Below are 25,714 nucleotides of genomic sequence, written 5' to 3'. Positions count from 1 at the left end.
TTTTGCATCACCGGATTGTTGTTTGAATGTGACGCGGGACTTATGAGCCCGCGTTGTCGATTTAGGAAGGGGTGCGGCCTGACCGCAAAGTGCTATGTCAAAACGCGACTACTATGAAGTGCTCGGCGTCAGCCGAAGTGACGACGAAAAGGTCATAAAGAAAGCCTATCGCCGCGTCGCGATGAAATTTCATCCAGACCGAAACCCCGACGATCCGCAAGCTGATGAGAAGTTTAAAGAGGCCTCGGAGGCTTACGAAGTTCTCAGTGATAGCCAAAAACGAGCAGCCTATGATCAGTATGGTCATGCGGGCCTTGAAGGTCAGATGGGCGGCGGCTTTGGGGGTGGCAGCGGAAACTTCTCCGATATTTTTGGCGATGTCTTCGGCGATATCTTTGGCGGTGGTGGCGGTGGCCGGGGCCGTGGTGGTGCGCAGCGCGGCTCGGATCTGCGTTACACCCTGGACATCTCTCTTGAGGATGCGGTTCGCGGTACTACCGTAGAGATTCGCGTACCCACGTTGGCATCCTGTTCGACTTGTGATGGCAGCGGAGCTCGCAAGGGTAGCAGTCCTACGACCTGTGGTACCTGTGGTGGTGCCGGTCAGGTCCGCATGCAGCAGGGTTTCTTTCAGGTGCAGCAGACCTGCCCCACTTGTCGTGGTCGTGGCAGCACAATTTCTGATCCCTGTACCTCCTGTCGTGGACAGGGGCGTGTGGAAAAAACCAAAAAGCTGTCGGTCAAAGTTCCCCCGGGTGTCGATACCGGCGACCGTATTCGCTTGGGTGGAGAAGGTGAAGCAGGTGCCGAGGGCGGTCCATCGGGCGATTTGTTTGTTCAGATGTCGGTTAAGCAACACCCCATTTTTGAGCGCGATGGCAAACATCTTTACTGCGAGGTCCCGATTACCTTTGCCGACGCCGCGCTAGGTGGTGAGCTGGAAGTGCCGACGTTGGATGGTCGCGTAAAGCTGAAGATCCCCGCTGAAACGCAAACCGGTAAGCTCTTCAGGCTTCGCGGAAAGGGCGTACAACCGGTTCGCGGTGGTGGTGTGGGTGACTTGTTGTGTCGCGCCGTCATCGAGACGCCGGTTAACTTGAACAAGCGTCAAAAAGAATTGCTTGATGAGCTTCAACAAAGCATGGGGGAGGGCGGTCATGCGCACAGCCCCCGGCAAAAGAGTTGGTTTGATGGCGTGAAGCACTTTTTTGATGAGCTCAAGCCATGAGTGTGCGCATTGCTATTGCCGGCGGCAATGGTCGCATGGGGCGCACGCTGATCGATCTCATTCAGGGTAATGAGGAGCTTTCTTTGGCAGCGGTAACGCTGGCTCAAAACGAAAACGTACCTGAGCCTGCTCCTGTCTCGGCTGAGCTTTATACCCATGAAATAGATGTTGCTCTGTCTGAAGCAGACGTTCTTATCGACTTTACGACGCCAGCAACCATCGTTGTGCATGCCCAGGCCTGCGCACGAGCAGGCGTTAAATGGGTAGTAGGTACCACCGGTCTTGATGCATCTGAGCAAGCGGCTGTGACTGCAGCTGCGGGCGAAGTGGCGATCTGCCAGGCCGCAAATTTCAGTACAGGCGTAAACCTGATGCTCCGCTTGGTAGAGCTAGCAACCCGGGCGAGCGAGGGCGAAACAGATCTGGAAGTTATCGAGGCGCATCATCGTCATAAAGTGGATGCACCCTCGGGAACGGCTCTCGCGATAGGCAAGGCCATGGCTATAGGGCGCGACATTGATCTTGATGAGCACGCCGTCATGAGCCGCGAAGGCATTACCGGTGCACGAGTCGATGGAAGTATCGGTTTCTCTACCATTCGTGGCGGTGACATCGTTGGTGACCATACGGCGATGTTTGTTAGTGATGGCGAGCGCCTTGAGATCACCCATCGCGCCGGAACCCGCTTGGCGTTTGCGCGGGGCGCCTGCCGCGCAGCCGCCTGGCTGAGTGAAAAGCCGGCGGGCCTCTACGATATGCAAGATGTTCTGCAGCTAAGAGATTAAGGAAGAGCGATGATGGACGGGACGCTAGAGACACCACTCACGATCGTTAATATTGACGAGAGTAATGCGGCGCAATACCTAATAGAAGAGTCTTCGCAGCGCCCCGTGGTCATCGACTTTTGGGCGGATTGGTGTGAGCCTTGCAAAGTGTTAATGCCCTTGCTGGAAAAGTTGGCCACGGAATACGCCGGCGCGTTTTTGTTGGCTAAAGTGAATGCCGACGATCAGCAAATGATTGCCCAGCAGTTTGGTGTGCGCAGTTTGCCGACAGTCATGGTCATGCGCGATGGCCAGCCTGTCGATGGTTTTGCCGGGGCGCAGTCAGAACAGGCGGTGCGGGAAATGCTGGAGAAGCATCTGCCATCGCCGTATGACGCGGCGCTTCAGGAAGCAGGCACGCTGCTTCAGGCCGGGGACGCTACCGCAGCGGTTACGATTCTGCGGGCTGTCTACGAAGAGAGTGGCCGTCGTCATGACATTGCCATGACGTTGGTGCACGCGTTGATTGAGTCGAAGCGTCTTGATGATGCGCAGATCTTGCTTGATGCCGTGCCTATGGTAGATCAGGATCCTTTGTACGAGCAGCTCGTCGCACAGCTGAATCTGGCTAGAGAAGCTTCCCGTTCGCCTGAACTTGTGGGTTTGGAAGAGCAGCTCAAGGCTGACCCTGAGAATCTGGAACTGCTGGAGCAAATTGCTGTGCACTACAGTGCAGCCGGACAGTTTCGCGATGCTCTTGAGAGCCTGCTGTTTATCCTTCGCACTGACGTAAATCACAAAGACGGTGCGACTAAAAAAGCGCTCTTGGACACTATCGCATCGCTTGGAAAGGGCGATCCGCTGGCCGCAGAGTACCAGCGCAAGCTTTTCAGCCTTTTGTACTAACGTTTCGGCTAGCACCGAAGCTAGCCGCATCCTCCTCCTACGCGAACTCTTGCGGGACAAAAAAACCAACTTTTACCCGTGTTATCAAGAGGTTGTCGTCACCTGACTTATAGGCTCCAGCGTGCCTGTTTCGGGCTGAAATTCAGCGCTTTCTTATGCTTGTACCCAGCTCTAAAGGGCGCTAGAGTACCGAGGCTAGGAAAAACATACTCCAAATTCAAAAGCGTTGGAGTGCGTGAAATTTACACCCCAACCTACGAAGATTCCGGCCCGCAAGGCCCAGTAACAGGAGACAGAAACTGTGGATACCAGTTTTTCAGCTGAGGAACTCGCCTTTCGGGACGAAGTCCGAGCATTTTTTGATGAGGCTTACACCGATGATCTGCGCGATCGTATGAGTGATAGCAAGCAGTACAAAGCGGCGATTGTTGAGTGGCAGAAGAAGCTCAATGAGAAAGGTTGGGTCGCTCAAGGTTGGCCTGCTGAGTACGGCGGCACGGGTTGGACCCCTACGCAAAAGTTTATCTACGAGTCTGAGCGTTCGGCACGGGGCATTCGTGACGTAGTACCGTTTGGTTTGAGCATGGTTGCTCCGGTTATCTACACCTTTGGTAACGAAGAGCAAAAAGCCCGCTTCCTGCCACGAATCCTCGCCAGCGAAGACTGGTGGTGTCAGGGTTATTCTGAGCCCGGCGCGGGTTCCGACCTTGCGTCACTTAAAACTAAGGCTGAATTGGACGGTGATCACTATGTTGTGAACGGCGCCAAGATCTGGACCACCTATGCCCAGCACGCGGACTGGATTTTCTGCCTGGTGCGTACCAGCAGCGAAGGCAAGAAGCAGCACGGCATCAGCTTTTTACTCATCGACATGAAGACCGAAGGCATTAAAGTTAACCCTATCGAGTCTATCGACAATCACCACAGTCTGAACGAAGTCGAGTTCAACAATGTGCGCGTACCCGTCGAGAACCTTATTGGCGAACAGGATAAGGGCTGGACCTACGCGAAGGCTCTGCTGGCTCACGAGCGTACCGGTATTGCCGGCGTAGCAGACTCCAAGCGTGCGGTAGGCGAGGTTCGACGTCTTGCTGCGGCAGAGTCGAATGGCGGTAAGGCCCTAATTGATGATCCCTTGTTCCAGAAGCGTCTCTCAGATATTGAGATTGAGCTAATGGCTTTGGAATTCACCGACCTTCGCGTACTCGCGTCTGTAGCGTCTGGTGGCGCACCGGGAGCAGAGTCGTCTCTCCTGAAGATCAAAGGCACCGAGATTCAGCAGCAGGTACAAGAGCTTCGCATGGATGTTGCGGCCCACTATCAGGGTGTACTGCCTACCGAGTTGGATACCGACGTGATTGGTCATGATTTTGGCAGCGCAGCGCGCCAGACCTACATGTACGGTCGTGCGGCCACGGTTTACGGTGGTTCCAACGAGATCCAGAAAAACATCATTGCCAAGGCAGTCTTGGGCCTTTAAGGCTCAGAGCAGCGTCAGGAGATAAGTAATGAATTTTGATTTTTCAGAAGAGCAAACAATGCTACGCGACAGCGTTGCGCGTTTTGTGCAAGACGATTACGACTTCGACACTCGTCGCGGCATCGTAGCTACCGAAGCGGGAATTAGCCGGGAAGTTTGGCAAACCTTTGCGGAGCTGGGCTGGCTGAGTGTTCCCTTTGCGGAAGAGTACGGTGGTTTTGGCGGAGGTCCTGTTGACCTCATGGTAATGATGGAAGAGTTCGGTAAGGGCCTTGTTGTCGAGCCCTATTTTGCGACTGTGGTTCTCTTTGGTGGCTTACTGAACGCTGCGGGTAGCGAGAGCCAAAAGGCAGACCTCATCCCCGGCATTATCGATGGCAGCCGTCTGGGTGCGTTTGCATACCTAGAGCGCCAGAGCCGTTACGAGCTGGCTGACGTGTTAACAACAGCGACAGCTGCTGACGGCGGATACGTACTGAACGGCGAAAAGGTCGTGGTCAGCAATGGCATGAACGCTGACACCTTAGTTGTTGCCGCGCGCACCTCTGGTGAGCAGTTTGATCGTCACGGCATCAGCTTGTTTGTTGTTGATGCTAACGCTGCTGGCGTTGAGCGTGTGAGCTACCGACTCATGGATGGGCAGAACGTCGCTAACATTACCTTCAAGGACGTCAGCGTTTCCGCAGATGCGGTACTCGGTGAAGTGGATGGCGGTTATGCGGCCATGGACCAAGTGGTACAAGAGGGCATCGTGGCGCTTTGCGGTGAAGCGGTGGGTCTGATGGGGCAGCTCAACACCAAAACGCTTGAGTACACGAAGACACGCGAGCAGTTTGGCGTTGCGATCAGCAATTTTCAGGCACTCCAGCATCGTATGGTCGATACCTTCATGTCTTATGAGCAAGCCAAGTCCATGCTATACCGCGCAGTCTGCGCCCTGGAAAATGGCGACGCTGACCTGCGAAGAGAGTTGCATGCGCTTAAGGTAATGACGCACAAATGTGGCAAGCATATCTTCGAAGAAGCGATTCAGCTTCACGGCGGTATGGGTCTCACGGACGAGCTGGACATCGCCCATTACGCAAAGCGATTGATGATGATTAATGCGACCTTCGGTGATCGCGATCATCACCAGTCGCAGTTCAATGCGCTGAGCTACGGTTCGCAGGCTTCTGAAAACGTCGCTAGTATGAGCGACGCAGCCTAAGCGCTAAAACTTTGAACAGGCCCCCAACTGGGGGCCTTTTTGTATCTGTAGATCACACAATTTGTATTTGGAGACCACACAATGGACGTAAAAGGCAAAGTTGTTGTTGTCACGGGCGGCGGCAATGGCATTGGCAAGGGCCTCTGCGAGCGTTTCGCTGCTGAGGGTGCCGCGCAGGTAGTTGTTGCAGACCTTGAACTGGATTCGGCTAAAGCTGTAGCTGATGCCGTTAATGGCAGTGCCTATGAAGTGAATGTTCGTGACGAGGCGCAGATTGCTGCGATGGTCGTGGATGTAATCGCAAAATTTGGTCACATCGATTTGTTTTGCTCAAACGCGGGCATCATCGCCTTGGATGGTCCTCCGTGGTACGCAACCTCGGCCCCTAACGACACCTGGCAGGCCATGTGGGACATCCATGTCATGAGCCACGTTTATGCGGCTCGGGCGTGTCTGCCCTCGATGCTTGAGAGGGGAGAGGGGTACTTTTTGAATACGGCTTCTGCAGCCGGCCTTTTGAGCCAAGTAGGTGATGCCGCTTATTCGACCACGAAGCACGCTGCGGTCGGATTTGCTGAATCATTGGCGATTACACACGGTGATGCCGGCGTTAAAGTGTCCTGCCTGTGCCCTCAGGCGGTTGCTACGCGTATGATTGGTGATTCAGAAGGGGGTACCGCGGGAGTTGATGGCATTCTAACGCCTGCGGATGTAGCCGAGGCTGTTGTGCAAGGCCTTTCGGAAGAGCGATTTTTGATTCTTCCGCACCCTGAGGTTGCCAAGTATCGAGAACGCAAAACTGCGGATTACGACCGGTGGATCGGTGGGATGCGTAAGCTGCGTCGCCAATTTGGTAACCCCGAAGTCTAGTCTTTTGGAGTTGTGGGGGTAGCGTGGAACGACGCGAGCGGTTTGCGCGAATAATTCTCAACGGCTTTGAGTCGTACTTTGCGGATTACCAGAACATAACGCTGGGTGCCCGGTCACGTTTTGAAAACGCGGACTGGCTGGGTATTCATGCGGCGACTATTCAGCGCATCGACCTGTACAAGCTGAAGGTCAGCTTTGTATTGGATACCGTGGAGTTGGTTGCGGGGCAGGAGTTGCGCAATTACGAGTTCTGGCGCGACACGCGCAAGATTTATGCGGGCCTGATACGCAATCACAACAACTTCGAGATTGCGGAAACTTTCTACAACTCTGTATACAACGCAGTTTTTTCCCACGAACAGATTCGCAATGACTACGCCTTTGTCTTCTCATCGCAGGGCGATATTCCACTGTCGGACAGCAGTCCGGTTCTAAATTACTACGCGGTACAGCATTCGCTAAATAATAGTTTGGAGCAGCTCCTCGAGGACTATTGTTTCAATATTCCCTACGAAGATTTGTCGCGAGATGTTGGTCGGTTGGTAGAGGCCTTTGAAGAAGAGCTAAAGCTGGTCTCAAACATCGACTTGAATAAAGGCGATCTGCGCATGGAGGTGCTGTCTAACCACTTTTATCGCAACAAGGGCGCGTACATCGTTGGTCGGATTCTTTCGGGCCAAGACAGCATGCCGTTTGTTCTACCGATTTTGCACAACGAGGCGGGCGCGGTATACGTCGACACCGTGTTGTTTGGCTCTAATCGCGTGAGTGTGGTCTTTAGCTTTACGCGGACCTATTTCATGGTGGACGCGACGATTCCATCGCAGTACGTGCTGTTTTTGGCCAAGTTGATGCCGGCCAAGCCCATTTCCGAGATTTACAGTTCCATGGGTTACAACAAGCACGGGAAAACCTATTACCACCGCTCCGCGGTGCGGCACATGGAGTCGACTACCGACAAGTTTGTCATTGCGCCAGGAATTAAGGGGATGGTGATGAGCGTGTTCACACTGCCGTCTTACCCCTTCGTCTTCAAGATCATCAAGGATCGGTTTACGCCGCCCAAGGAAGTGACTCACGAAGAAGTGAAGTCAAAGTACCGTTTAGTGAAGCGGGCGGACAGAGCCGGGCGCATGGCCGACACACAGGAGTTTGCAAATCTGGCTTTTGCGCGTGACCGTTTTTCTGATGAGTTGATCGAAGAATTGAAAGCGGTCGCCCCCTCACAGATCGAAGAGCATGGCAAAGCGCTGATAATCGGGCATTTGTACGTTGAGCGCCGAATGACGCCGCTGAACCTGTATCTACAAGATGCGACGGATATCGAAGTAGAGGCAGTGATGGATGAGTATGGAAACTCCATCAAGCAGCTTGCTGCTGCCAATATTTTTCCCGGGGATATGCTCCTGAAAAATTTCGGTGTAACCCGCCACGGGCGCGTGGTGTTTTACGACTATGACGAGATTGTGCCGCTCACCGATTGCAACTTCAGAATCATACCCGAGCCACGAAATGAGATAGAGGAAATGGCCAGCCAACCCTGGTACTCCGTTGGCCCGAACGATATTTTTCCCGAGGAGTTTCGTCTGTTCTTCTCTGGTAATCAGCGGGCACGTAAAGCCTTTGATGAGAAGCACTCAGACATTTACGAAGCGCGCTTTTGGAAGTCGCTGCAAGAACAGATACGCAGCGGCTATGTTGAATCGTTCTATCCTTACCGAAGGAAACTACGGTTTCCCCGGGAGGAAGAACCCTCTTTGCTTGGACAAGCTTAATGGCCAGTATTTATCTTATTCGACATGGGCAGGCGTCTTTTGGCGCAGAAAACTACGACGAGCTGTCTCCCCTGGGTCGGTTGCAAGCGACGCTCACAGGTGAGTATTTGGCTCGTACCGGTGTGGTCTTTGATGCAGCCTATAGCGGCTCTTTAGAACGTCAAAAAGACACCGCTTCGCTAGCGCTGGCGAGCCAAACGGGATCAGTGTCCGCCACGGTGGATGCGCGCCTGGACGAAGTACGTAATGACGAGCATCTTGAATACTTACTCCCCAAAGTTGTGGAAACTCGCCCCGAAATCAAAGCGATAGTGGATCAGGGGCTGGATTCAAGTAAGCGTTTCCAGAAAGTTATCGAGGCGGTGTTTAACTACTGGGTTTCCCCCGAGTGCGATGAACCCAATATTCAGAGTTGGGCGGAGTACTCCGAAGGCGTGCACGGCGTGTTGCGAGACATCATTACCAATGAGGGATCAGGGAAAACGATTGGCGTGTTTACCTCTGGTGGCACCATCGCCACTCTCACCGCCGCTGTACTGAAGCTTCCCGGATCAGCAACCTATCAATTTTATGAGCCCGTATTTAACTGCTCGGTTACGCAGATTTTTTACAGGGCGGATCAAGTGTCTTTGTCATACTTCAATGATTGTTCGTTTCTTCGAGAGCAATCTGCATCCCGGGGAGAGAAGCTGGTTACCTATCGATGAGTAGCGCACGAACAGTTTATCTGGTTCGTCACGGCGAGGCTGCGGCGAGCTGGGGGCAGAGCCCTGATCCTGGCTTATCGGAGCTGGGTCACGCCCAGGCTAAAAAGACCGCGCAGCAGTTGGAAGCAAACTTGTCCGAACCGGGTGTCACCTTGATGAGCAGCCCTTTGCTGCGTGCACAGGAGACGGCGATCCCATTGGCGACTTCATTAGGGCTAGAGGTTTCGATCGATGAGCGCTTCCGTGAGGTGCCGTCACCGGTGCCTCTTGCGGAGCGTCAGGACTGGCTTCGAGGTTTTATGCGTCAGCAATGGCATGAGCAGGAGCCAGCTTTGCATCAGTGGCGGCAGAACATTGTAGAAGCAGTGGAGTCGCTCTCTGGTACAACGATCGTCTTCACGCACTTTTTAGTGATCAACGCCCTTGTGGGTTGGTATCAGAAGCATGAAGAGACACTCGTGTTTTGGCCCGACAACGCATCGGTGACTCTACTTGATGAATCGACAGGGAGCTTGGCGGTGAGCTCCTTGGGCGAGCAAATGTCGTCGGTTGTTAACTGAAGGCTTTAACGACTCGATAAAGGATCCCAATTCTTCGTCAGGACCTTCAACAGAACCCATTAGCGGCGTTGTTGATCAGTCTTTTATCAGGGTGAACTAGGTCGCAGCCGTATTAAGGACTCTTGGGCGGTAGAAGCGATAAGCCGACCATCTCGGCTAAAGAATTGTCCTCGGCTGAATCCACGACCGCCACCAGCGTTCGGGCTGTCCATGCTGTACAGCAGATAGTCATCGGCCCGTCCCGGACGGTGGAACCAGATCGCATGATCCAGGCTGGCAGCCTGAATCTTTTTACTCGCCGCTGTGTAAGGGTGCGGAAACAGTGCAGCGCCCAGCAGGGCAAAGTCTGAGATAAAAGCGATAAGGGTTTGGTGGCGATTGGGGTCGTCACCGATGTCACCGGGGACCCTAAACCAGGTGTGTGAGATGGGATCTTCTGGTTTTGGCGATGTATAGTCGCGGCGATTAATGACTTTGCGCTCCACCGCCTGCGAAAAGGGCGGATCATATCTATCCGGGTGTTTCGCAGCCATCTCGGTCCAAAAATCGAAGTCGTTTTGAAGGCCCTCAGGAGGTTCTACCTCCGGCATTGGCGCCTCGTGATTGAGTCCTTCTTCGATTTCCTGATAGGACACTGAGGTGATAAAGATGGGTTTTCCGTCCTGCTTGGCAACAACGCGGCGCGTGGCAAAGCTGCGGCCGTCTCGCGTTGGATCCACTTCAAAGACGATCTGCTTTGCGGGGTTACCGGGGCGCAGAAAGTGCGCATGCATAGAGTGGGCTACGCGATCGTTGCCAATGGATCTATTGGCCGCATTGAGACTTTGCGCAAGCACCTGGCCTCCAAAAATGCGTCGGGGTCGCTCAGGGCTACTACCGGTAAACAGGTAGGTATCAATGCGCTTCACTTCCAGGTGATTCAAAAGGTCTGCGAGAAGGTCAGTCATGAGAGGCTCTCTTTAGACGGATCTTTTGGCAAAAGTCCGTTATAAAAAATATCGAAGTAGTCGATGGCTGCGCTGTCGATGTCGTCAATGGCCCGCCAAAGGCTAATGTCCATCGAAGCGTTGATTGCCCCGGACATTAACCGGCGTGCGAGAAGTGAGTTTACATCGCGGATACTGCCATCGAGCTTTCCTTCGGCAATGAGGGTATCAAAACGGCTATCCGCATCTTCCGTCGCGGAGAGAATCTTTTTTCGCCGTTCTGTAGGTAATGCGGTAATCGTGTTGTAGCGAATCAAGGGGCCCGCGTCAGAGTTTTGGGCGTGGAATACTCGGCGAGCAGTTTCATCGAGCTTTTCCAGACCTGTTCCTTCAGCACGCATCGCATTGGTATCTATTCGTTGCACTATGCCGATAGAGCGCTCGTAGCAGGCAAAGAGCAGGTCTTCCTTATTTCTAATGTGGTAGTAAAAAGCGCCTTTGGAGACGTTGAGGTGCTCGGCGATTTCGTCCAGGGATGCTCCGTTAAACCCCTTCCGGTTAAAGAACCAGGTGCCCGCCTTGTAAAAGGCTTCTTGTTTTTGCCGATGCTGCTCTTCTCGATCAAAACCCTGCGCTGGACGATCACCGTCTGAGTTGATGTTTAGGGGCGCAGGTTGATACTCGTGGCCGTTGGCCGATAGTCCTCCTAAGAGGATGTCCCAGGCGGCGTCAGCGGCGTTTAGAACTTCGGAGCGATCTAGTTGATGTAGCCAATGAAACACCCAATCTGTGGCACCAATGATGGCTCGGGTGGCCGAGGTGCTGTCGACCGTGCGTGCTTCACCGCTTTCCATGGCCTCACGCAAGTAGGCTCGGAGACGCTTAAACATCCGAATGTATTCTGACTCAATCGCCTTGCGGTGTAGCGGTTTGAGCGATGCTATCTCCAGAGGGGCCGCTACGTGCACATCGTCTCCGGTTTGGGCGCTTAGCCAGCCTTCGAATTGGCTTTTGAAGAAGGCCCCCGCACGCTGCAGTGGAGTGAGTGTCGCTTTGTCGAGAGCGTCCATGATGGAGTGCTGTCGCTGCATGGTGACTTCGTAGCACTGGAAGATAAGTTCTTCTTTTGTGCGCACGTAGTAGTAGAGGCTGGTTTTTGTGAGTCCCAGTCCTCGGGCAACGTCCTGCAGAGTGGTAGCCCGCGATCCTTTGCTGTTAAAAAGGCGTGCAGCTTCAGAGAGAATAGCGATGCGCTTGGCGTCATGCTGCGCTTTTCTGTTGAATGGAGACGTGCTGTTTGAGCTGCTGGTGGTCGTCATTCAGGGGACGCTTAGTGTTCTCATCATACTGTAAGGTTGGAAATTCCAACTTTAAGTATTTTTACCGCCCCTGTCTACGAATCCATTAAGCGAGCGCCGCACATTCCTCGTGTCGTGGGCAGCTAACGATATGATCATTGACCATGCCCGTGGCCTGCATATGCGCGTAAATAATGGTCGGGCCTACAAAGGTAAAGCCCCGCTTTTTCATATCTTTGCTGATCTTGTTAGAAAGGGGGGTCGAGGCGGGAATCTCCGACATGCTGCGCCACTCATTCTGAATCGGATTGCCGCCTACATATTCCCAAAAGTAGTCGAGGAGAGTGGTGCCTTCTTCGTAGAGCTTGAGGGTCGCGAGGGCGTTTTTTCTGGCGCCGTAAACCTTGAGCCTATTTCTAACGATGCGCGCATCTAATAGTTTGTTGTCTAACTCGCTGTCGCTATAGGCCGCAACTTTGTGAACGTCAAAGTTGTCGAAAACCGCGCGATAGCCGTCGCGCTTACGCAAAATGGTTATCCAACTGAGGCCAGCCTGAGCACCCTCTAACACCAAAAACTCAAACATTAGCTGCTCGTCTCTGAGGGGAACTCCCCACTCCTTGTCGTGATAACTCACGTATAGCGGATCATCTCCACACCAGTCGCAGCGCTGCATCTGTATTCTCCGTTTGTGCTTAGCGAACGATGACGGCGTATCGACGCTATGCAAGAATGTGTAAAAGTCAGGAGCTTAACATGAGCCATTCCATCGAATACTCAGTGAACGACAGTGTCGGGACACTGAGCATCAACCGCGAAGAAAAGCATAATTCTCTTGGCGCCGCAGAGCTTACAGGTATCTCTGAAGTTCTTGATATTGTCGAGGCGGATCCCGAGATTCGAGTACTCATTGTTACGGGTGCGGGGGCAAAAACGTTTTGCGCTGGGGCATCTTTAGGAGACCTGAATAGCGGTGTTTTGAAGCCTGATGCTTTTCAAAGTGCAATGCATCGTCTAGCGTCTTTGGCCATCCCTACCTTGGCCAGGGTGAACGGCAATGTGTTTGGCGGTGGGACCGAGCTGGCGTTGAGCTGCGACTTTAGAATAGGCGTGGTTGGTACACGGTTGCGCGTACCTGCAGCTGCCTTTGGCTTGTGTTACCCGCCAGCCGGAATCTCTTTGTTTGTAGAGAAGCTCGGCCCAAACATCGCGCGGAGGATGCTGGTGGCATCTGAGGCAATGGATGCGGTAGAGGCCTATCGAGTCGGTTTTTACGATTACATCGTGGCGCAGGAAGAGCTTGATGAGCGAGTAGAGGAGTTGGCGCTGCATATTGCAGGGCTAGCGCCGTTGGCGACAAAAGCCATGAAAGAGCTGATTGATCAGGCTGGCCGTGGATCTATAGATATCTCGCGAGCAACGGAACTCGCACGCTTGTGTGAAGAGTCAGATGATTTGCAGGAGGGCTTTGCCGCTCAGAGAGAGAAGAGGATGCCTGAGTTCTCTGGTCAGTAGTCGAGTTACAAAACAAAGCTGTTAGCCGGGAAGCGCAGGCTGATAACAAGCGTGTTCCCCGCATCATAGTCGTCGTTTACCTCCCCACCGCCGGTCTCGATGAGATGAAAAGTAAGCGGCATTGCTCGCGCTAGGATGTCGTCATGGTTGTGCTTTTGCGCACTGTCTTCAATGCGGAGTTCGTAACTGAGTTCCCCAGTCTCGTTAAGCGTGGGAGAGGCAAGGGCTATGTAGATCAGCGGATCAATTGAGTTATCGAAGCTCCTGCCCGTAATCGCAAATTCAAGCGCTTCCTGAATGACTAGGCAGAGATACATCGCATGCTCGAGAGGAACCGGGTCTCTGCAGGTGTCATTAGTGATGATCGCGCGGGAGGCAAGTTCAGAAGTCGCTGCCAAACGAGCCGTGATCTCGTTGGTGAGGGCGTGTATGTTTGTTTGTTCCAGACTAGTTGTTCTGTGAGTGAACGTTTGCAGGCTGCGTAGCGCTGAGATCTTGCTGGATAGGTTGGCTGTTGTTTCACTATCTGTGTCATTGGATTGAGCGGACAGGGTTGTTTCTACAACGTCTAGGAGTTGGTTAGCAGAGGGTGTTCTTCGGAGTAGTAACGCTTCATTTGCTTCTCGCTGTGCTTGGTAGTCATCCTCTAAACGCGCGAAAGCAGCACTGCCTTCTTCAGCAATCTTTAGGCGCTCTCTTCGCGCGACATTGCGGTCATTGATGATCTTGAAGTACCGGAGTGCGATCAGCGCCAGTAGGAGATAACTAACGATTGCCCACCAAGTTCGCCAAGTCGGAGGTAGCACTTTAATCGGAAGGCTGATCTCGTTGTCGCTCCAGACGCCTGTAGAGTCAGCCCCTCTGGCTCGGAACACATAATCGCCAGGTGGTAAATTTTGGTAGGTAACTACGTTGACGCTGCCGGAGTCTTGCCAGTCTTGGTCTAGGCCTTCTAGTTTGTGTTGCAAACCCAAAACGTGCGTCGCAAGTATCTCCTGTAAGCCATACTCAAGGTTCAGCTTGTTGGGGAGCGCGTTTAACCTGAGGCTTAAAGTCACTTGGTCTAGTTCGCTAGGCACCAAAATGGGACTTTGGTTCAATGACACCCTTGTGACTATTAAAGAGCCAGACTTAAGAATCGGGTAAGCAGAAGGGCTGCTAATACGGATGAACCCGCCTGTTCCGCCAAAGTAGATGACACCTGATTGATCGGTGTGTGAAGCGCCATAGTCAGCGGTAATGGCGTCTGCAGCTTTAGTTTCGATCTCTAGGCGGAACACTCCATCATCGTGTCGCATCCATAGACCACTGCGGCTACTTGCCCAAACTCGGCCTAATACGTCGACTTCAATTGAGAAGACGGTTTCGTTTATCAGCGAACTCCAACGTGGAGACGCTGGCGCGTCTCTAAAGAGATCTTCCTCGGATAGGAGCGATACGGTCCCTTTGGGAGTCGCCAGATACAGTGATTCATCTTCACTAAACATAGCCCAGGGAGCGCGTTTGAATGGGGCAAGAATAGTTTCTATGCGTTCACTTGGCGTAGAGTTTGTTATCTCTTCTATCGAAACAGCGCGTGTTTCCTCTAAGTCGAGAAACCAAGCATAGTTCGCTGATACCTCCACTGCGGACAACTTTGCATCCGGTGTGCCCATTTCGAAAAGTAATCTTGCTGATAGGGGATTTTTAGACGCGTGTATGTAGAACGCCTTGCCGTCCAACGTTGTGGTCAAAACGTCATCTCTGTATGGGTTCAACTTTTTAACGGACGTTATCGGCGATTTACTCAATTGAAGTCTTCCAGATTCCGCGCAAGAACTCTGGTGGATTTGAATGTTACATCGAACTAGTTTTCCATCCTGATATCCAACCCATGCAGTGGTACCTGTTACATCTAAGGCTGAGATGCTGGCGTGAGGTAGGGGAAGGCTGATCGGTGCGTAAGAAATGCCACTGTCTTTTTTTTCTTCTAAATACAACGATTTGCTTGTAGCTATTAATGTGCCGATGGTTTTTGAGCTGGCTATTGCTGTGACGGTTGGGTTGCGCTCTAGATGAAGGTGGGTGACCGACGTGAACGGATTCTCTTTTGCATGCATTAAGCCGCGGAAGCTGCCAATCAAAAGCCCATCATTTGAAATCTCTTCCACTGCTGTGATTTCATTACTGCGCAATCGCGAATTCTCGGTAGATATTCGTTTTACTCCGCTTTGATTTACTAGCAGAAGTCCTTTGTCAGTTGCGACCGCCAACTCATTTCTTTGTGCCAAAAATTCTACGGCATTCACTCTCGAGTCGGATACGAAGTTAACGAGCTCCTCGGGTAGGTCCTCTCTTACGCACCCTTTTGGGTTTATACGAACTCGCTTCATTTTCCCAAACTGGTCGCTTAAGAAAAAACTACCGTCGCTTGATTGAGCTGCGGTCGCGATCGAGGTCAGACCCAATACGCAACTGAAGCGCATTCGCAGAACAAATCGGTCTAATTGCCACACCAGCATGGATATGGAGTTGTTAAAGACAACATAGATATCGTCGTTGCCAGACATTAATAGCCCGAGTGGCTGGCCTTGCGTTGTAGCGGCGTCAAGAATAACTTCTTCAACTTGATTGTTTTCGAACCGTAGTGAGAAAACTCGTTCATCTGCGATGAAAACTGCTGAGTTTCGATGGTGGACTTCGATAACAGAGTCTATTTCTGACACGTTGTGTTGAGTTTCGAGGTCAGCTATCGGCGTGAATTGACTTGTGTGCGAGGGAAGCGTGAAGATCCCATTTTTGAAGGTAAACAAATACGTAGATCCATCGTTCCCACTAATTATGTCGAGGACTCTCTTAATCGGTAATTCGTTTTTTGTGGCCCAAGGAACGCGTTTCTTCGCGGCGGTGTGTCCGTCAAACAAGAATAGGCCGTCGGTAGAGGCCACCCATACACTTCTTGGTCCGGTTTTTTTTACTAGAGTTACAGTCCGGTTCGCTAGGAGCTGCATTTTTTCTGGAGACTCTAGGCGCCACTCGTTCCATGCGTCTTCAGCAACAGCACAAACGGTCGCACACCAAAGCGCGAGGAGTATAGAAAGAGTCTTTATTCGACTCAGGGACTTCGACAAACCCTAAAACTCATTAGCTATGGACCACGCTTCTTTCTCGAAAATAGCTAGTTCACTTAACGCCCAACTAGACAAGTTGTCAGGGGCGGAGTTTTTCCCATGCTTAGCATTCGTCTCGATTTTGGCAAACATCTCTTTTACGCGCTCTGCTCCCATGTTCGCGCACATCGACTTGATGGCGTGAGATCCGAGCCTCAGGGCTTCCAAATCATCGTCGCAAACAGCCTTTTGGATTTGAGCGAGTTTCTCTTCCAGCTGTTCTCTGAAGCCTTTCATTAGATTTTTGAGAAGGGTGTTGTCTGCATCATTTTGGAGTGCAAGTAAGCCATTTAGTACATCGACGTTCACCGCTTCAACCTCTGCTCCACTAATGCTGTTGCCATCAATAAGTGTCGATTTTGATAGGTCTTTGTTTTCGGAGGGTGACTGGGTGGGGGGGCGGTTATCGTGATCGGAGGAGAGATTGAGATTTGGCTGGGCCTCTTTAATAACAGCAACAATATCCGAGTATGTAAAAGGCTTACCCACGAAGAAGTCCATGCCAATGTTCATAGACTTCTCCACTTCTTCAGAAGAGCTCCCAGCACTCAAAGCAATTATGGGTGTGGGGTTTAGGTTGTGTTCTTTCTCATGACCCCTGATGGCCGCAGTAGCTTCATATCCGTCGACGCCCGGCATCTGGCAGTCCATAAAAACCACATCGAATTCGCGCAGCAAAAACGCCTGAATCGCTTCGTGACCATCGCTAGCAAAGTGGGTCTCAAAGCCTAGTTTTGTCAGCATCTCATAGATTATCTGTTGATTCACCGGCATGTCTTCAGCCACCAGTGCCACGCCATTTGAAACCGCAGGCACCTCTAAATCAGGCTGCGTACTCGGCGAAGCGCCAGCGTTTGCGGGCACGTCGTGCTCTACTGTGACTGTACCTAAAACTAATTCTATGTCCTCGGCGCACACGGGTAGGTGCATCCCGCGATCCATGGATCGCAGCAAGCTATCCGTGCCGTAGTAGTGAGTAGCGTATCTTGCGCCAAGAATGTCTGTGGCCTCAGATTCATCGCGTTTGGTATACGGTATTAGAACTGGTACGCCAGGAGGGGGCTCTTCTGGAAGTTTGTCGCAGAGCTGCACTTGACTGAAGCGTTGAAAATTCTGAATCAATGAGTGAGTCTCCGGCGTCCCGTCTCCAATGACGATCACGTGTGGTCTTTGTTGACATATCGCCGCGGGGTTTTTCACTTTGACAGGGATAGCTATCGTGACGGTCGTACCCGCATTTGGTGCGCTATCAAGTTTTACTGTTCCGTTCATTAGCTCGACGAACTGTTTTGTTATTGACAACCCAAGACCTGTTCCTCCAAAGCGCCGGGTCGTGCTCGCGTCTGCCTGTGTGAACTGTTCAAATACCTTGGCTTGGGTCTCTTTGTCCATTCCAATGCCGTCGTCTTTCACACAGATCTCGAGGCGCCAGTCGTCTGAATGCGCTTCTTTCAGCGTGGCGATAATTTCTACCCTGCCTATGGTTGTAAACTTTATGGCATTGCCGACAAGATTAGTCAGGCATTGACGAATCTTGTTTTCGTCACCAATTACTTCAGCGCAATTACTCACAACTGGGTAAGTTAGGAGAGCAAGATTTTTCTTTTCGGCTGTTACTGATTGCAGTTGACTTACTCGATCTATTAGCAAATTTACATCGAATAAGTGCTCATCAATCTCTATTCGAGAAGCTTCAATTTTCGAGAAATCAAGAATATCGTTTATAATTGAAAGGAGGTTTTCTCCACTTTGCTTGGCTGTTTCAGCATACCTGCGCTGTGGAGGGTTTAAAGGCGTATCCAGCAAAAGATCCGTCATTCCAATGATCCCATGCATTGGCGTTCTTATTTCGTGGCTCATTGTGGCCAGAAACTGCGATTTCGCTTTGCTCGCTTCCTCTGCTGCGACCGTCGCAACTTCAAGGTCTGCAGTTCTTGCTCTTACCTTGTCTTCTAGTTCTTGACGAGCCTTTTGCTCTAGTCGTTGCTTTTGCGTTTGCCTGCGCCAAATTGCTACTGCCATCGCAAGCAAGCATGCACCATACGCTGTATATGCGGGTCCACTTAGCCATGGAGGTGGTAACTTATGCACTACTAAGTTCGCGCCATCCCAGTTCCATTCGCCAGAGGGACTTGAGGCTGCAAGCTTTAAGTTATAAGAGCCCGTGGGTAGTGTAGTGAACGAAACTCGATGCTTATCTTTGCCCGTTATCCAGGTCTCGTTGAGGCCTTCCAGCATATATCCGTAAGTTACATTAGCCGGGTCGCTGAGGGAGTTCGCGAAGAAGTCGACTTCAAGAAATATGTCGGTGTATCGTAAGGTTATCTCCGGGTCGATGGAGCGATCGATACTTACTGCTTCGTTCATTACTCGGATCTCCGATATCGCTATCTTCGGACCAGATCCTAGGCCTGGCAGTCCGGTGGATGGGACAACACTGTAGCCTCTGTTTCCTCCGAATAGTAACCGGCCGTCTTGAGTTCTAAAGTAACTACCGACGTTGAATTCACCTTCTTGCAGACCGCTACGCTCCCGGAAGTGTCTAACGTAGGTGTTATCTTTGGATATTCGAGTTAGTCCTTCGTTGTGCGCTAACCAGATGTAGCCCTCGTTATCCTGCGATATTCCGGCGATTGACGATGATGGCAGAGACACCTCGTTAGCAACATGGCTAAACACCGCTCGTTTAGATCTACGATCTTCTTTTTTCCAAACGTTAGCGCCGTTTGCCGTTCCGATCCACAAGTCACCATCGTCGTCTTCAAAGAAACTGAATATCAGATTTCCAGACAAGGTATCTTTATTACCGCGCGTAGACTCAACGCGCCAAAAATTTTCTTGCTCTGGATCGAAAACGTTAAGCCCATCATCGGTGCCTACGTAAATTAGCCCTAGCGAATCCTCATACAGCGTTATGACGTTATCAGTGCCTAAACTAGATGGATCGTTGGAGTCGTGATTGAATCGCCTAAATTTTGTGCGCGAATCGTTCATTATGTTGATTCCGCCCGGGAATGCGCCCACGATGAGCTGGCCTTTAGACGTCCGCAGAATAGAGCTGATGCCCATAGCCCCGATTGAAGTAGGGTCTCTTGAGTCGTGCACAAATCTCTTTGTAGTCATACCATCTTTGGAGATGAACAAAAGTCCGCCGGATTGTGTGCCTACCCAAAGCCCATCTTGCTCACTCAAAAGAGACATTACCCGGGGGTCTGGGATCGCTGGATTGGTGAATTCATTAAGTGTTTTTAAGGCTTCGCCGTTGGGCGACATAAGGTTAAGACCATTGTCGGTTCCAACCCAGATGCGCCCTTCTTGGTCCTCTTCAAATGCGTTGATCTCGTCGTTTGAAATTCCAGAATTCAACGTGGTTATCGTTGCAAACAATTTGGGGGTGGCGGATACGGGACCAAACAGCGTACCGAGCCAAATAGTTCCATCCTCGTCTTGGGCCAATGCACTTATACCCGGAAGCGCTGAGAAGTCACCAGATTCGCCCGTTATCTCCTGAACTTTGCCATTGGTTGAATCGTATGCCATCAACCCACTGCCAGTGGCTATCCAAAATACACCTGGTGACTCCTCGATTATGTCTCTTATCCGGCCGTTGTTTTCGTCATCGGCTAGTAAGCGCGCAACTGTGTTTAACGAGGAGGGGTCAATTACTCTTATTCCATGCTCTATCGACCAAACCCACAACAGTCCGCTACTGTCCACAAAAACGCCGTTGGGTTGAACTGTGGCGCCGGCATCTTCAAACAGGGTGAACTTCGAAACCCGCCGGTTAATCTTTCCCGAGGGCGCGATACTGAGCAGTCCAGCCTCAGAAGTGATGGCCCAAACGCCGTCTGCGTTTTCCGCAAATCCGTTAACCAGTCCGATATCTACTAGAGTTGAACTTCCGTCGACTATTGTGGATAGCTCATTATTCTGATCGATTATGCTAATGGCCCCGTCATGACCAACCCATACTCGATCTTCGGAATCCGTGAACAGAGAAAATGCTGCCGGAGAATGTCTTCGTGTAGACGCAAGCTCTGCTGGTAGTACTATTTCGTAGAATCCGCCACTAGCTCTGTTGAAAACGTTGACCCCGTTGCGAGTTCCGAACAGCATAAGTCCGTTACTCTTTTCGGTGATGGCGGTTACGTAACCGCTAGAGATACTATCGGGCACCGATGCGTCTGTTGAGTAAATTCTAAGCCCGGTTCCAGTGTATGCGTGCAATCCTTCCTGTGTGCCAATCCAAAGCTCGCCTAATTGACTGACGTGTAAAGATTGGACGGTTGTGGATTTAAGCTGGTCTGTTATTGGCGTTTCGCGAAAATCGTAAGAGTTCTCGCGATCAATAGCAGCGGTGACGGTGGTGCTGCACGCACTCATCAATAGCAGTCGCAACCAAAATTGCCGCATTACGTTTACACCTCAGGATTGTTCCCTGAGTCTAATTAAACAGTATGCCAATCGCTAGTTGGAATGAACCTTCTCTTTAGTCGTGAGCTGGTTTGTTTATGATATAAAAAGGGGCCGGAGCGACGAATCGCCCCGACCCCCGGCAGGAGTGCTTACAGTGTTTTAGGGCTTAACGAATGCCCCACTTGTAGGAGCTCTGGTCAGCAGTGGATCGAATACCCCACTTGTAGGAGCTCTGGCCAGCAGTGGATCGAATACCCCACTTGTAGGAGCTCTGGCCAGCAGTGGATCGAATACCCCACTTGTAGGAGCTCTGGTCAGCAGTGGATCGAATACCCCACTTGTAGGAGCTCTGGTCAGCAGTGGATCGAATACCCCACTTGTAGGAGCTCTGGTCAGCAGTGGATCGAATGCCCCATTTGTAGGAGCTCTGGTCAGCAGTGGATCGAATACCCCACTTGTAGGAGCTCTGGTCAGCAGTGGATCGAATACCCCACTTGTAGGAGCTCTGATCAGCAGTGGATCGAATACCCCACTTGTAGGAGCTCTGGTCAGCAGTGGATCGAATACCCCACTTGTACGAAGTTTGCTCGACCGCTGCGATTCCTTCCGCTTGATAGGGTGACGAGTCGGCTGCGTTGATTCCCCACTCACGAGCGTTCTTAGCGTCTTGATTACTCGATAGCTCGCCATTGCTCGCTGCGGTCGGAGCGGAGCTCCACTTGTACCCCGAACGCTCCACTTCGCCGTATAGCATTTCCTTCGCTATGCTGCTTTTCACGCTAGAGTTTTCTTCGTTAGCTTGTGCTTGCAACGAGCTGAGGGAAACAACTGTCCCGAGGGCCGCTGCCATCAATAATCTGCCGTTTTTCATATCACCACGCCTGCCTTCGTAGTTAAAAATTTGATTCCCGGAACCTATTTCCGGTGAGGTCGGAGCTGTCTCCGACGTCCTCAATGCGTAACTTAGGCGTGTGAGCTGTTTTAAGGGAGGTGTGGGCGTGCCCCGTTTGGGGTATCCCGACTTACTGGTCTTCGGTAGCTAGGGCTTTGATTCGGCGCTGCTCAGCGTTGTAGATCTCTAACCAGTTTGTGGGTTCTGCACTTGGTTCTTCCGTCAAGCGCTGCAGGTGCGCGCCAACGCCCCAGCGACGTGACTCGGACAGCCCCTTTTCGCTGATGCGCTCGCTAATGACATCGGACTGTCCTGGAAGATAGGGCGCTGTGTGCTCAGAGAATATCGCGGGGCCCTGAAAGTGCTGCTCGTTGGCGATGTCTGCTTCAATATCGAGAGACGCCTGTTGGCAATGCTTAACACCCACGGTAAGCGCTCTTTGGATGTTGATCATTCCCTTGCCTTGGGTAAACGGGGAATAGGCATACCGGCCGTCTTTCTCGATGGCGGGCTCGGCGCTTGTTACTAGCATGCACTTTAGTTCGTCATTCCCAAGGTCGGGTTCTATCTGCAGCATCAGTGCTACAAGCCCCGAAACTAACGCCGTGGCTTGAGATGTACCCGTCATTACAAACTCGCCACTTTGCAAACGGAACTCAGGAAGTTGTTCGCTCAGAGTTGAGCCCGGTCGCATGATCCCAGAAATGTGTCCGCCCATGGCGACAAGGTCGGGTTTGATATGCCCCATGGGCGTAGGGCCCCTTGAAGAGAAGTCAGGAACAAAGTCATCGTTCCGATCCTCCTCGGTCCATGAATCAGTCACTGCGCCCACTGTGAGCAAATAAGGCAGGTTGCCAGGAGAGCCCACGGTCATCGGCTCGGGGCCTTCATTGCCTCCCGCAGCCGCAATGAATATCCCCGCTCGCCAAGCTTGCATCAGAGCCTGATTGACCGGGTCGTCCCAATAGGGCCACCTGGGCCTTGCTGCAAATGACAGATTAAGGACGCGGATGTTCAAGCGTTCCTGATTGTCCACGATCCACTGCACACCTCTGACAATGTCCAGAAACCCGGCTTTGCCCGACTCTCCAAAGGCCTTGACCACCGCCAGTTTTACATCGGGCGCTATTCCTCGATAACTTGGTAGTGACGTACCGGGTCGGGTAACTTGACCACTTCGGGCCAGCACGCTCGTCATATGCGTGCCATGGCCGCTTTCATCAAAAGCAGAATCAACCTCTGCCCCTGCAATAGCGTCGTAGCGTGCTATCACCCGTTCCTGGCCCTGGGTGTCTAAGCTGAGTTCCGTGTTTGCTTCCCAGAGCCCCGAATCCAGTACTGCGACCGTGATGCCCTTTCCGGTAATGCCGTGGCTGTGCAGTAATGCCGCGCCGCTCACCGTTGGGTAGTAAGTGTCTTGCGAGGGCGCCGAGTAGCTGGGCACCAACTCGGCGATGCAGTCTTCATCAACGCGAGCCTGCAACGTCAGCTGGCTCTGCAGTGCTGCTTCGTTACCGGGGGCGCTCGCAAATCTAAAATTCACCCGCGCTGACTGCTCGCCTTCAATAGTTAGTGGTTGTTGATGGCGCCACACGACATCTCGTGTTTTGTCTGGGTTGTCGTTAATGTCGAGCGCGTTGGCCGGAGCGAGGTTGAGAGAGCTTGAGTTCCAGCTCGCAGACTTCAGCTCACCCAATTCCTCCGGCCAAGCCATACTTCCCTGTGCGATTGTTAGGGGTTCGTCTGACTTGTTAAAAAGCCGCCACGTCGCGGTATTGTCACTCCATTGAAGTTCGATTGAGGATCTGAGCGGGCAGAGCCCTAAATCCGGAGCCTCGGGTTCTGGTTCCCACGCAAGATCATCTATAACTCTCTCAATATTTGGGGTGTCTCTTTTGATAGCTGCGAGCTGTTTTGCGTTCATCCGCGCGCCAATCGCGTTGATGATGGGTAAATGGTGGGTAATAACCGCGCCGTGCTCATTGATGCTGTGAATGAAGCTATCGAGGTCGGATCCCTGCAGCATCACCAGCAAGTCGCTGCTGTTATCTACTGTTTCTCCGAAAGCCCCGAGGCTCATCGACGCGATCAAAGGGACTACGACGTAGAGGGACTTGGAGCTGCTCCGGGGGAAGCATCGGCGCATCGGTGCTATCCCTGCGAATCCCGTACCCGCTGAATTATCTCGGAATAATCCTGAACGATGGCGTTGGGGACGTCTTCGGGGTAGAGGGGGCGCGCAAAGTAGAACCCCTGCATGAGGTCGACGCCGCGCTTGGCTAGATAGGCCAGCTGCTCTTCGGTTTCGATGCCCTCTGCGATGGAGCGCATATTCAAGGTCTTCGCCAGCGCGATAATTGCATCGACGATGGCGGCGCCGTCGGCGCTGTTCATATCTGCAACAAAGCTCTGATCAATCTTCAGCGTGTTAATGGGGAATCGTCGTAAATAGCTGAGTGACGAATAGCCGGTTCCAAAGTCATCAACCGCAAGATCCAGCCCCAGAGACTTTAACTGCGACAGCTTTAGGATATTGCTCTCACCATCGGTCATGATGGCGCTTTCCGTGAGTTCCAGTTCCAGACGCTCCGGGTCCAGGCCAGAGCGGGATAGGAAGCCTTTCACGTAATGCAGCAGGTCCGGCTGGTTGAACTGCAGTGGCGAGATGTTTACGCAGACTCGAAAGCTAGCAAGTCCGATAGAGTCCCAGTAAACACAATGCCGGGCGACTTCTTTCAGTACCCACTCGCCCAGTTCAATAATCTGGCCGGTACTTTCTGCTACCGGTATAAAATCGCCAGGAGAGATCATTCCGCGCTCGGGATGCTTCCACCGCACTAGCGCTTCAAGGCTGACCACCGCACCTGTCACGGTTTCTACTTGCGGCTGATAGCGAAGCTCGAGTTGATTACTTCGCATAGCTTCACGGAGATCTTCCTCAAGCTTGAGGTGCTCTACGGACCGAGCGTTCATTTCTTCGTTGTAAAAGCGGAAGCACGCGCGGCCATCTGCTTTGGCGGCGTACATAGCCGTATCGGCGTTTCGCACCAGGCTATCGGCGTCTTCTCCGTCCTGAGGATACATGGCAATACCAATGCTTGGTGTCACGACCGGGTTGTGAGTTTGCAATGGAATCGGCTCTGAGAGGGATTGCATAATCCGGCGCGCTATTCGTTCTACGTCATCGGTATGCTGAACATCCGCCAGTACCACTGTGAATTCATCGCCACCTAAGCGGGCGATTTCCGTGTTGCCGTCGTGCTCTTGCTCGTCTTCTGCACTCGCCTCGGTGTAGTAGCTGATCGCATCATCTTCTCTAAGCTCATTAATCAGCCGCTTTGAGATCTCAACGAGTAGGCGATCCCCGCGACCGTGCCCGATGGAGTCGTTAATGCGCTTAAAGTTGTCCAAATCTATAAACAGCAGCGCAGAATAGGTATTCAGACGCTGAGATCGCTTAAGAATGCGGTTGAGCTGTTCGTTGAAGCTTCTGCGGTTGGGCAGACTGGTCAGGGGGTCGAAGTACGCTAGGTAGCGCAGACGATCTTCTTGCCGTTTCAGGGAGTTAAACGCATTGCTGGCCCGCAGCATGTATTGAACATCCCGCCCTAGTAGCGACCAGTTGACCGGTTTGGTTTTGTACTGGGTGGCGCCCGCATCAAAACCATCATCGATGGATTTTCGATCGTCCGAACCCGTCACGATCATGATAGGAACGCTTTCGCCCTGGGGCATGGCCCTAATACGGCTACATACCTCTAAGCCCGTCATGCCCGGCATTTCTACATCGAGAAAAACCAGATCAGGACGCTCGCGGACAAACGCGTCCAGCGCTTCATGGCCGTCAGCGGCTTCGACCACAATCATACCTTCGGATTCCAGGCACTGACGGCTTAACAATCGCACATTCATGTCGTCATCCGCGACGAGAATTTTTGCGCGTTGCCCCGGCTGGGTAACCTCGTTGGACATAAAATTGGATCGTTATGGAAGATGTGAAAGGCTATCATTGTGCCGTGCT

General features: G+C 52.2%; 18 protein-coding genes. 10 read left to right on the top strand and 8 right to left on the bottom strand.

Features of this window, described 5'->3' with window-relative positions:
* The first annotated feature begins 94 nt into the window (after positions 1-94).
* The 9 genes from dnaJ to R0137_RS15125 all read left to right on the top strand — a co-directional run bounded on the left by dnaJ (position 95) and on the right by R0137_RS15125 (position 9,497).
* Entirely contained in the window at positions 95-1,228 is a 1,134-nt protein-coding gene (gene dnaJ / locus R0137_RS15165; RefSeq protein ID WP_407327242.1) for a molecular chaperone DnaJ, read from the top strand.
* Positions 1,225-2,013 (top strand): 4-hydroxy-tetrahydrodipicolinate reductase, encoded by a 789-nt coding sequence (dapB, locus tag R0137_RS15160; protein WP_407327241.1) that lies wholly within the window; start codon positions 1,225-1,227, stop codon positions 2,011-2,013. The genes dnaJ and dapB overlap by 4 nt, the downstream gene beginning before the upstream one ends.
* Before the next feature lie 9 nt (positions 2,014-2,022).
* Positions 2,023-2,898, top strand: a complete 876-nt coding sequence (gene trxA, locus R0137_RS15155; RefSeq protein ID WP_407327240.1) for a thioredoxin — start codon at positions 2,023-2,025, stop codon at positions 2,896-2,898.
* 301 nt (positions 2,899-3,199) lie between these two features.
* A complete protein-coding gene (locus R0137_RS15150) occupies positions 3,200-4,378 on the top strand; it encodes an acyl-CoA dehydrogenase family protein (protein WP_407327239.1) in 1,179 nt (392 codons plus the stop codon).
* Between the two features lie 28 nt (positions 4,379-4,406).
* The gene (locus tag R0137_RS15145; RefSeq protein WP_407327238.1) at positions 4,407-5,585 is read left to right on the top strand and encodes an acyl-CoA dehydrogenase family protein; all 1,179 of its coding nucleotides are present in this window, start codon (positions 4,407-4,409) and stop codon (positions 5,583-5,585) included.
* Positions 5,586-5,666: 81 nt separating this feature from the next.
* The gene (locus R0137_RS15140; protein ID WP_407327237.1) at positions 5,667-6,455 is read left to right on the top strand and encodes an SDR family oxidoreductase; all 789 of its coding nucleotides are present in this window, start codon (positions 5,667-5,669) and stop codon (positions 6,453-6,455) included.
* A 23-nt stretch (positions 6,456-6,478) separates the two neighbouring features.
* Positions 6,479-8,230, top strand: a complete 1,752-nt coding sequence (gene aceK / locus R0137_RS15135) for a bifunctional isocitrate dehydrogenase kinase/phosphatase (RefSeq protein WP_407327236.1) — start codon at positions 6,479-6,481, stop codon at positions 8,228-8,230.
* A complete protein-coding gene (locus tag R0137_RS15130) occupies positions 8,230-8,937 on the top strand; it encodes a histidine phosphatase family protein (protein WP_407327235.1) in 708 nt (235 codons plus the stop codon). Before aceK ends, R0137_RS15130 begins: the two co-directional genes overlap by 1 nt.
* Positions 8,934-9,497 carry a histidine phosphatase family protein gene (locus R0137_RS15125; protein ID WP_407327234.1) on the top strand — a complete coding sequence of 188 codons (564 nt, stop codon included), beginning with the start codon at positions 8,934-8,936 and terminating at the stop codon, positions 9,495-9,497. The genes R0137_RS15130 and R0137_RS15125 overlap by 4 nt, the downstream gene beginning before the upstream one ends.
* An 86-nt stretch (positions 9,498-9,583) precedes the next feature.
* On the opposite strand, the gene R0137_RS15120 is transcribed toward R0137_RS15125, so the two are convergent.
* The 3 genes from R0137_RS15120 to R0137_RS15110 form a co-directional block, all read right to left on the bottom strand.
* Complete coding sequence (locus tag R0137_RS15120; protein WP_407327233.1) at positions 9,584-10,444, bottom strand: acyl-CoA thioesterase; 861 nt, start codon at positions 10,442-10,444, stop codon at positions 9,584-9,586.
* Positions 10,441-11,742, bottom strand: coding sequence for a TetR/AcrR family transcriptional regulator (locus tag R0137_RS15115; RefSeq protein ID WP_407327232.1), 1,302 nt, complete (start codon positions 11,740-11,742; stop codon positions 10,441-10,443). The genes R0137_RS15120 and R0137_RS15115 overlap by 4 nt, the downstream gene beginning before the upstream one ends.
* An 85-nt stretch (positions 11,743-11,827) precedes the next feature.
* The gene (locus R0137_RS15110) at positions 11,828-12,397 is read right to left on the bottom strand and encodes a DNA-3-methyladenine glycosylase I (protein WP_407327231.1); all 570 of its coding nucleotides are present in this window, start codon (positions 12,395-12,397) and stop codon (positions 11,828-11,830) included.
* 80 nt (positions 12,398-12,477) lie between these two features.
* On the opposite strand from R0137_RS15110, the gene R0137_RS15105 reads away from it, so the two are divergent.
* Positions 12,478-13,236 carry an enoyl-CoA hydratase/isomerase family protein gene (locus tag R0137_RS15105; protein ID WP_407327230.1) on the top strand — a complete coding sequence of 253 codons (759 nt, stop codon included), beginning with the start codon at positions 12,478-12,480 and terminating at the stop codon, positions 13,234-13,236.
* Between the two features lie 5 nt (positions 13,237-13,241).
* Here the strand turns inward: R0137_RS15105 and R0137_RS15100 are convergent, their stop codons facing one another.
* The 5 genes from R0137_RS15100 to R0137_RS15080 form a co-directional block, all read right to left on the bottom strand.
* Positions 13,242-14,969, bottom strand: a complete 1,728-nt coding sequence (locus tag R0137_RS15100) for a triple tyrosine motif-containing protein (RefSeq protein WP_407327229.1) — start codon at positions 14,967-14,969, stop codon at positions 13,242-13,244.
* A 1,380-nt stretch (positions 14,970-16,349) separates the two neighbouring features.
* Complete coding sequence (locus R0137_RS15095) at positions 16,350-19,925, bottom strand: ATP-binding protein (RefSeq protein WP_407327228.1); 3,576 nt, start codon at positions 19,923-19,925, stop codon at positions 16,350-16,352.
* A gap of 1,042 nt (positions 19,926-20,967) precedes the next feature.
* Entirely contained in the window at positions 20,968-21,579 is a 612-nt protein-coding gene (locus R0137_RS15090) for a hypothetical protein (protein WP_407327227.1), read from the bottom strand.
* 244 nt (positions 21,580-21,823) lie between these two features.
* Positions 21,824-23,839 carry a S8 family peptidase gene (locus tag R0137_RS15085; RefSeq protein ID WP_407327226.1) on the bottom strand — a complete coding sequence of 672 codons (2,016 nt, stop codon included), beginning with the start codon at positions 23,837-23,839 and terminating at the stop codon, positions 21,824-21,826.
* Positions 23,840-23,844: 5 nt separating this feature from the next.
* Positions 23,845-25,665, bottom strand: a complete 1,821-nt coding sequence (locus R0137_RS15080; RefSeq protein WP_407327224.1) for a putative bifunctional diguanylate cyclase/phosphodiesterase — start codon at positions 25,663-25,665, stop codon at positions 23,845-23,847.
* Between the last annotated feature and the right edge of the window lie 49 nt (positions 25,666-25,714).

The organism is Congregibacter brevis, from assembly GCF_045689245.1.
Lineage (GTDB): Bacteria > Pseudomonadota > Gammaproteobacteria > Pseudomonadales > Halieaceae > Congregibacter > Congregibacter brevis.
Note: the sequence above shows the minus strand (reverse complement) of the source record. Positions and strands in the feature narration are given on the sequence as shown.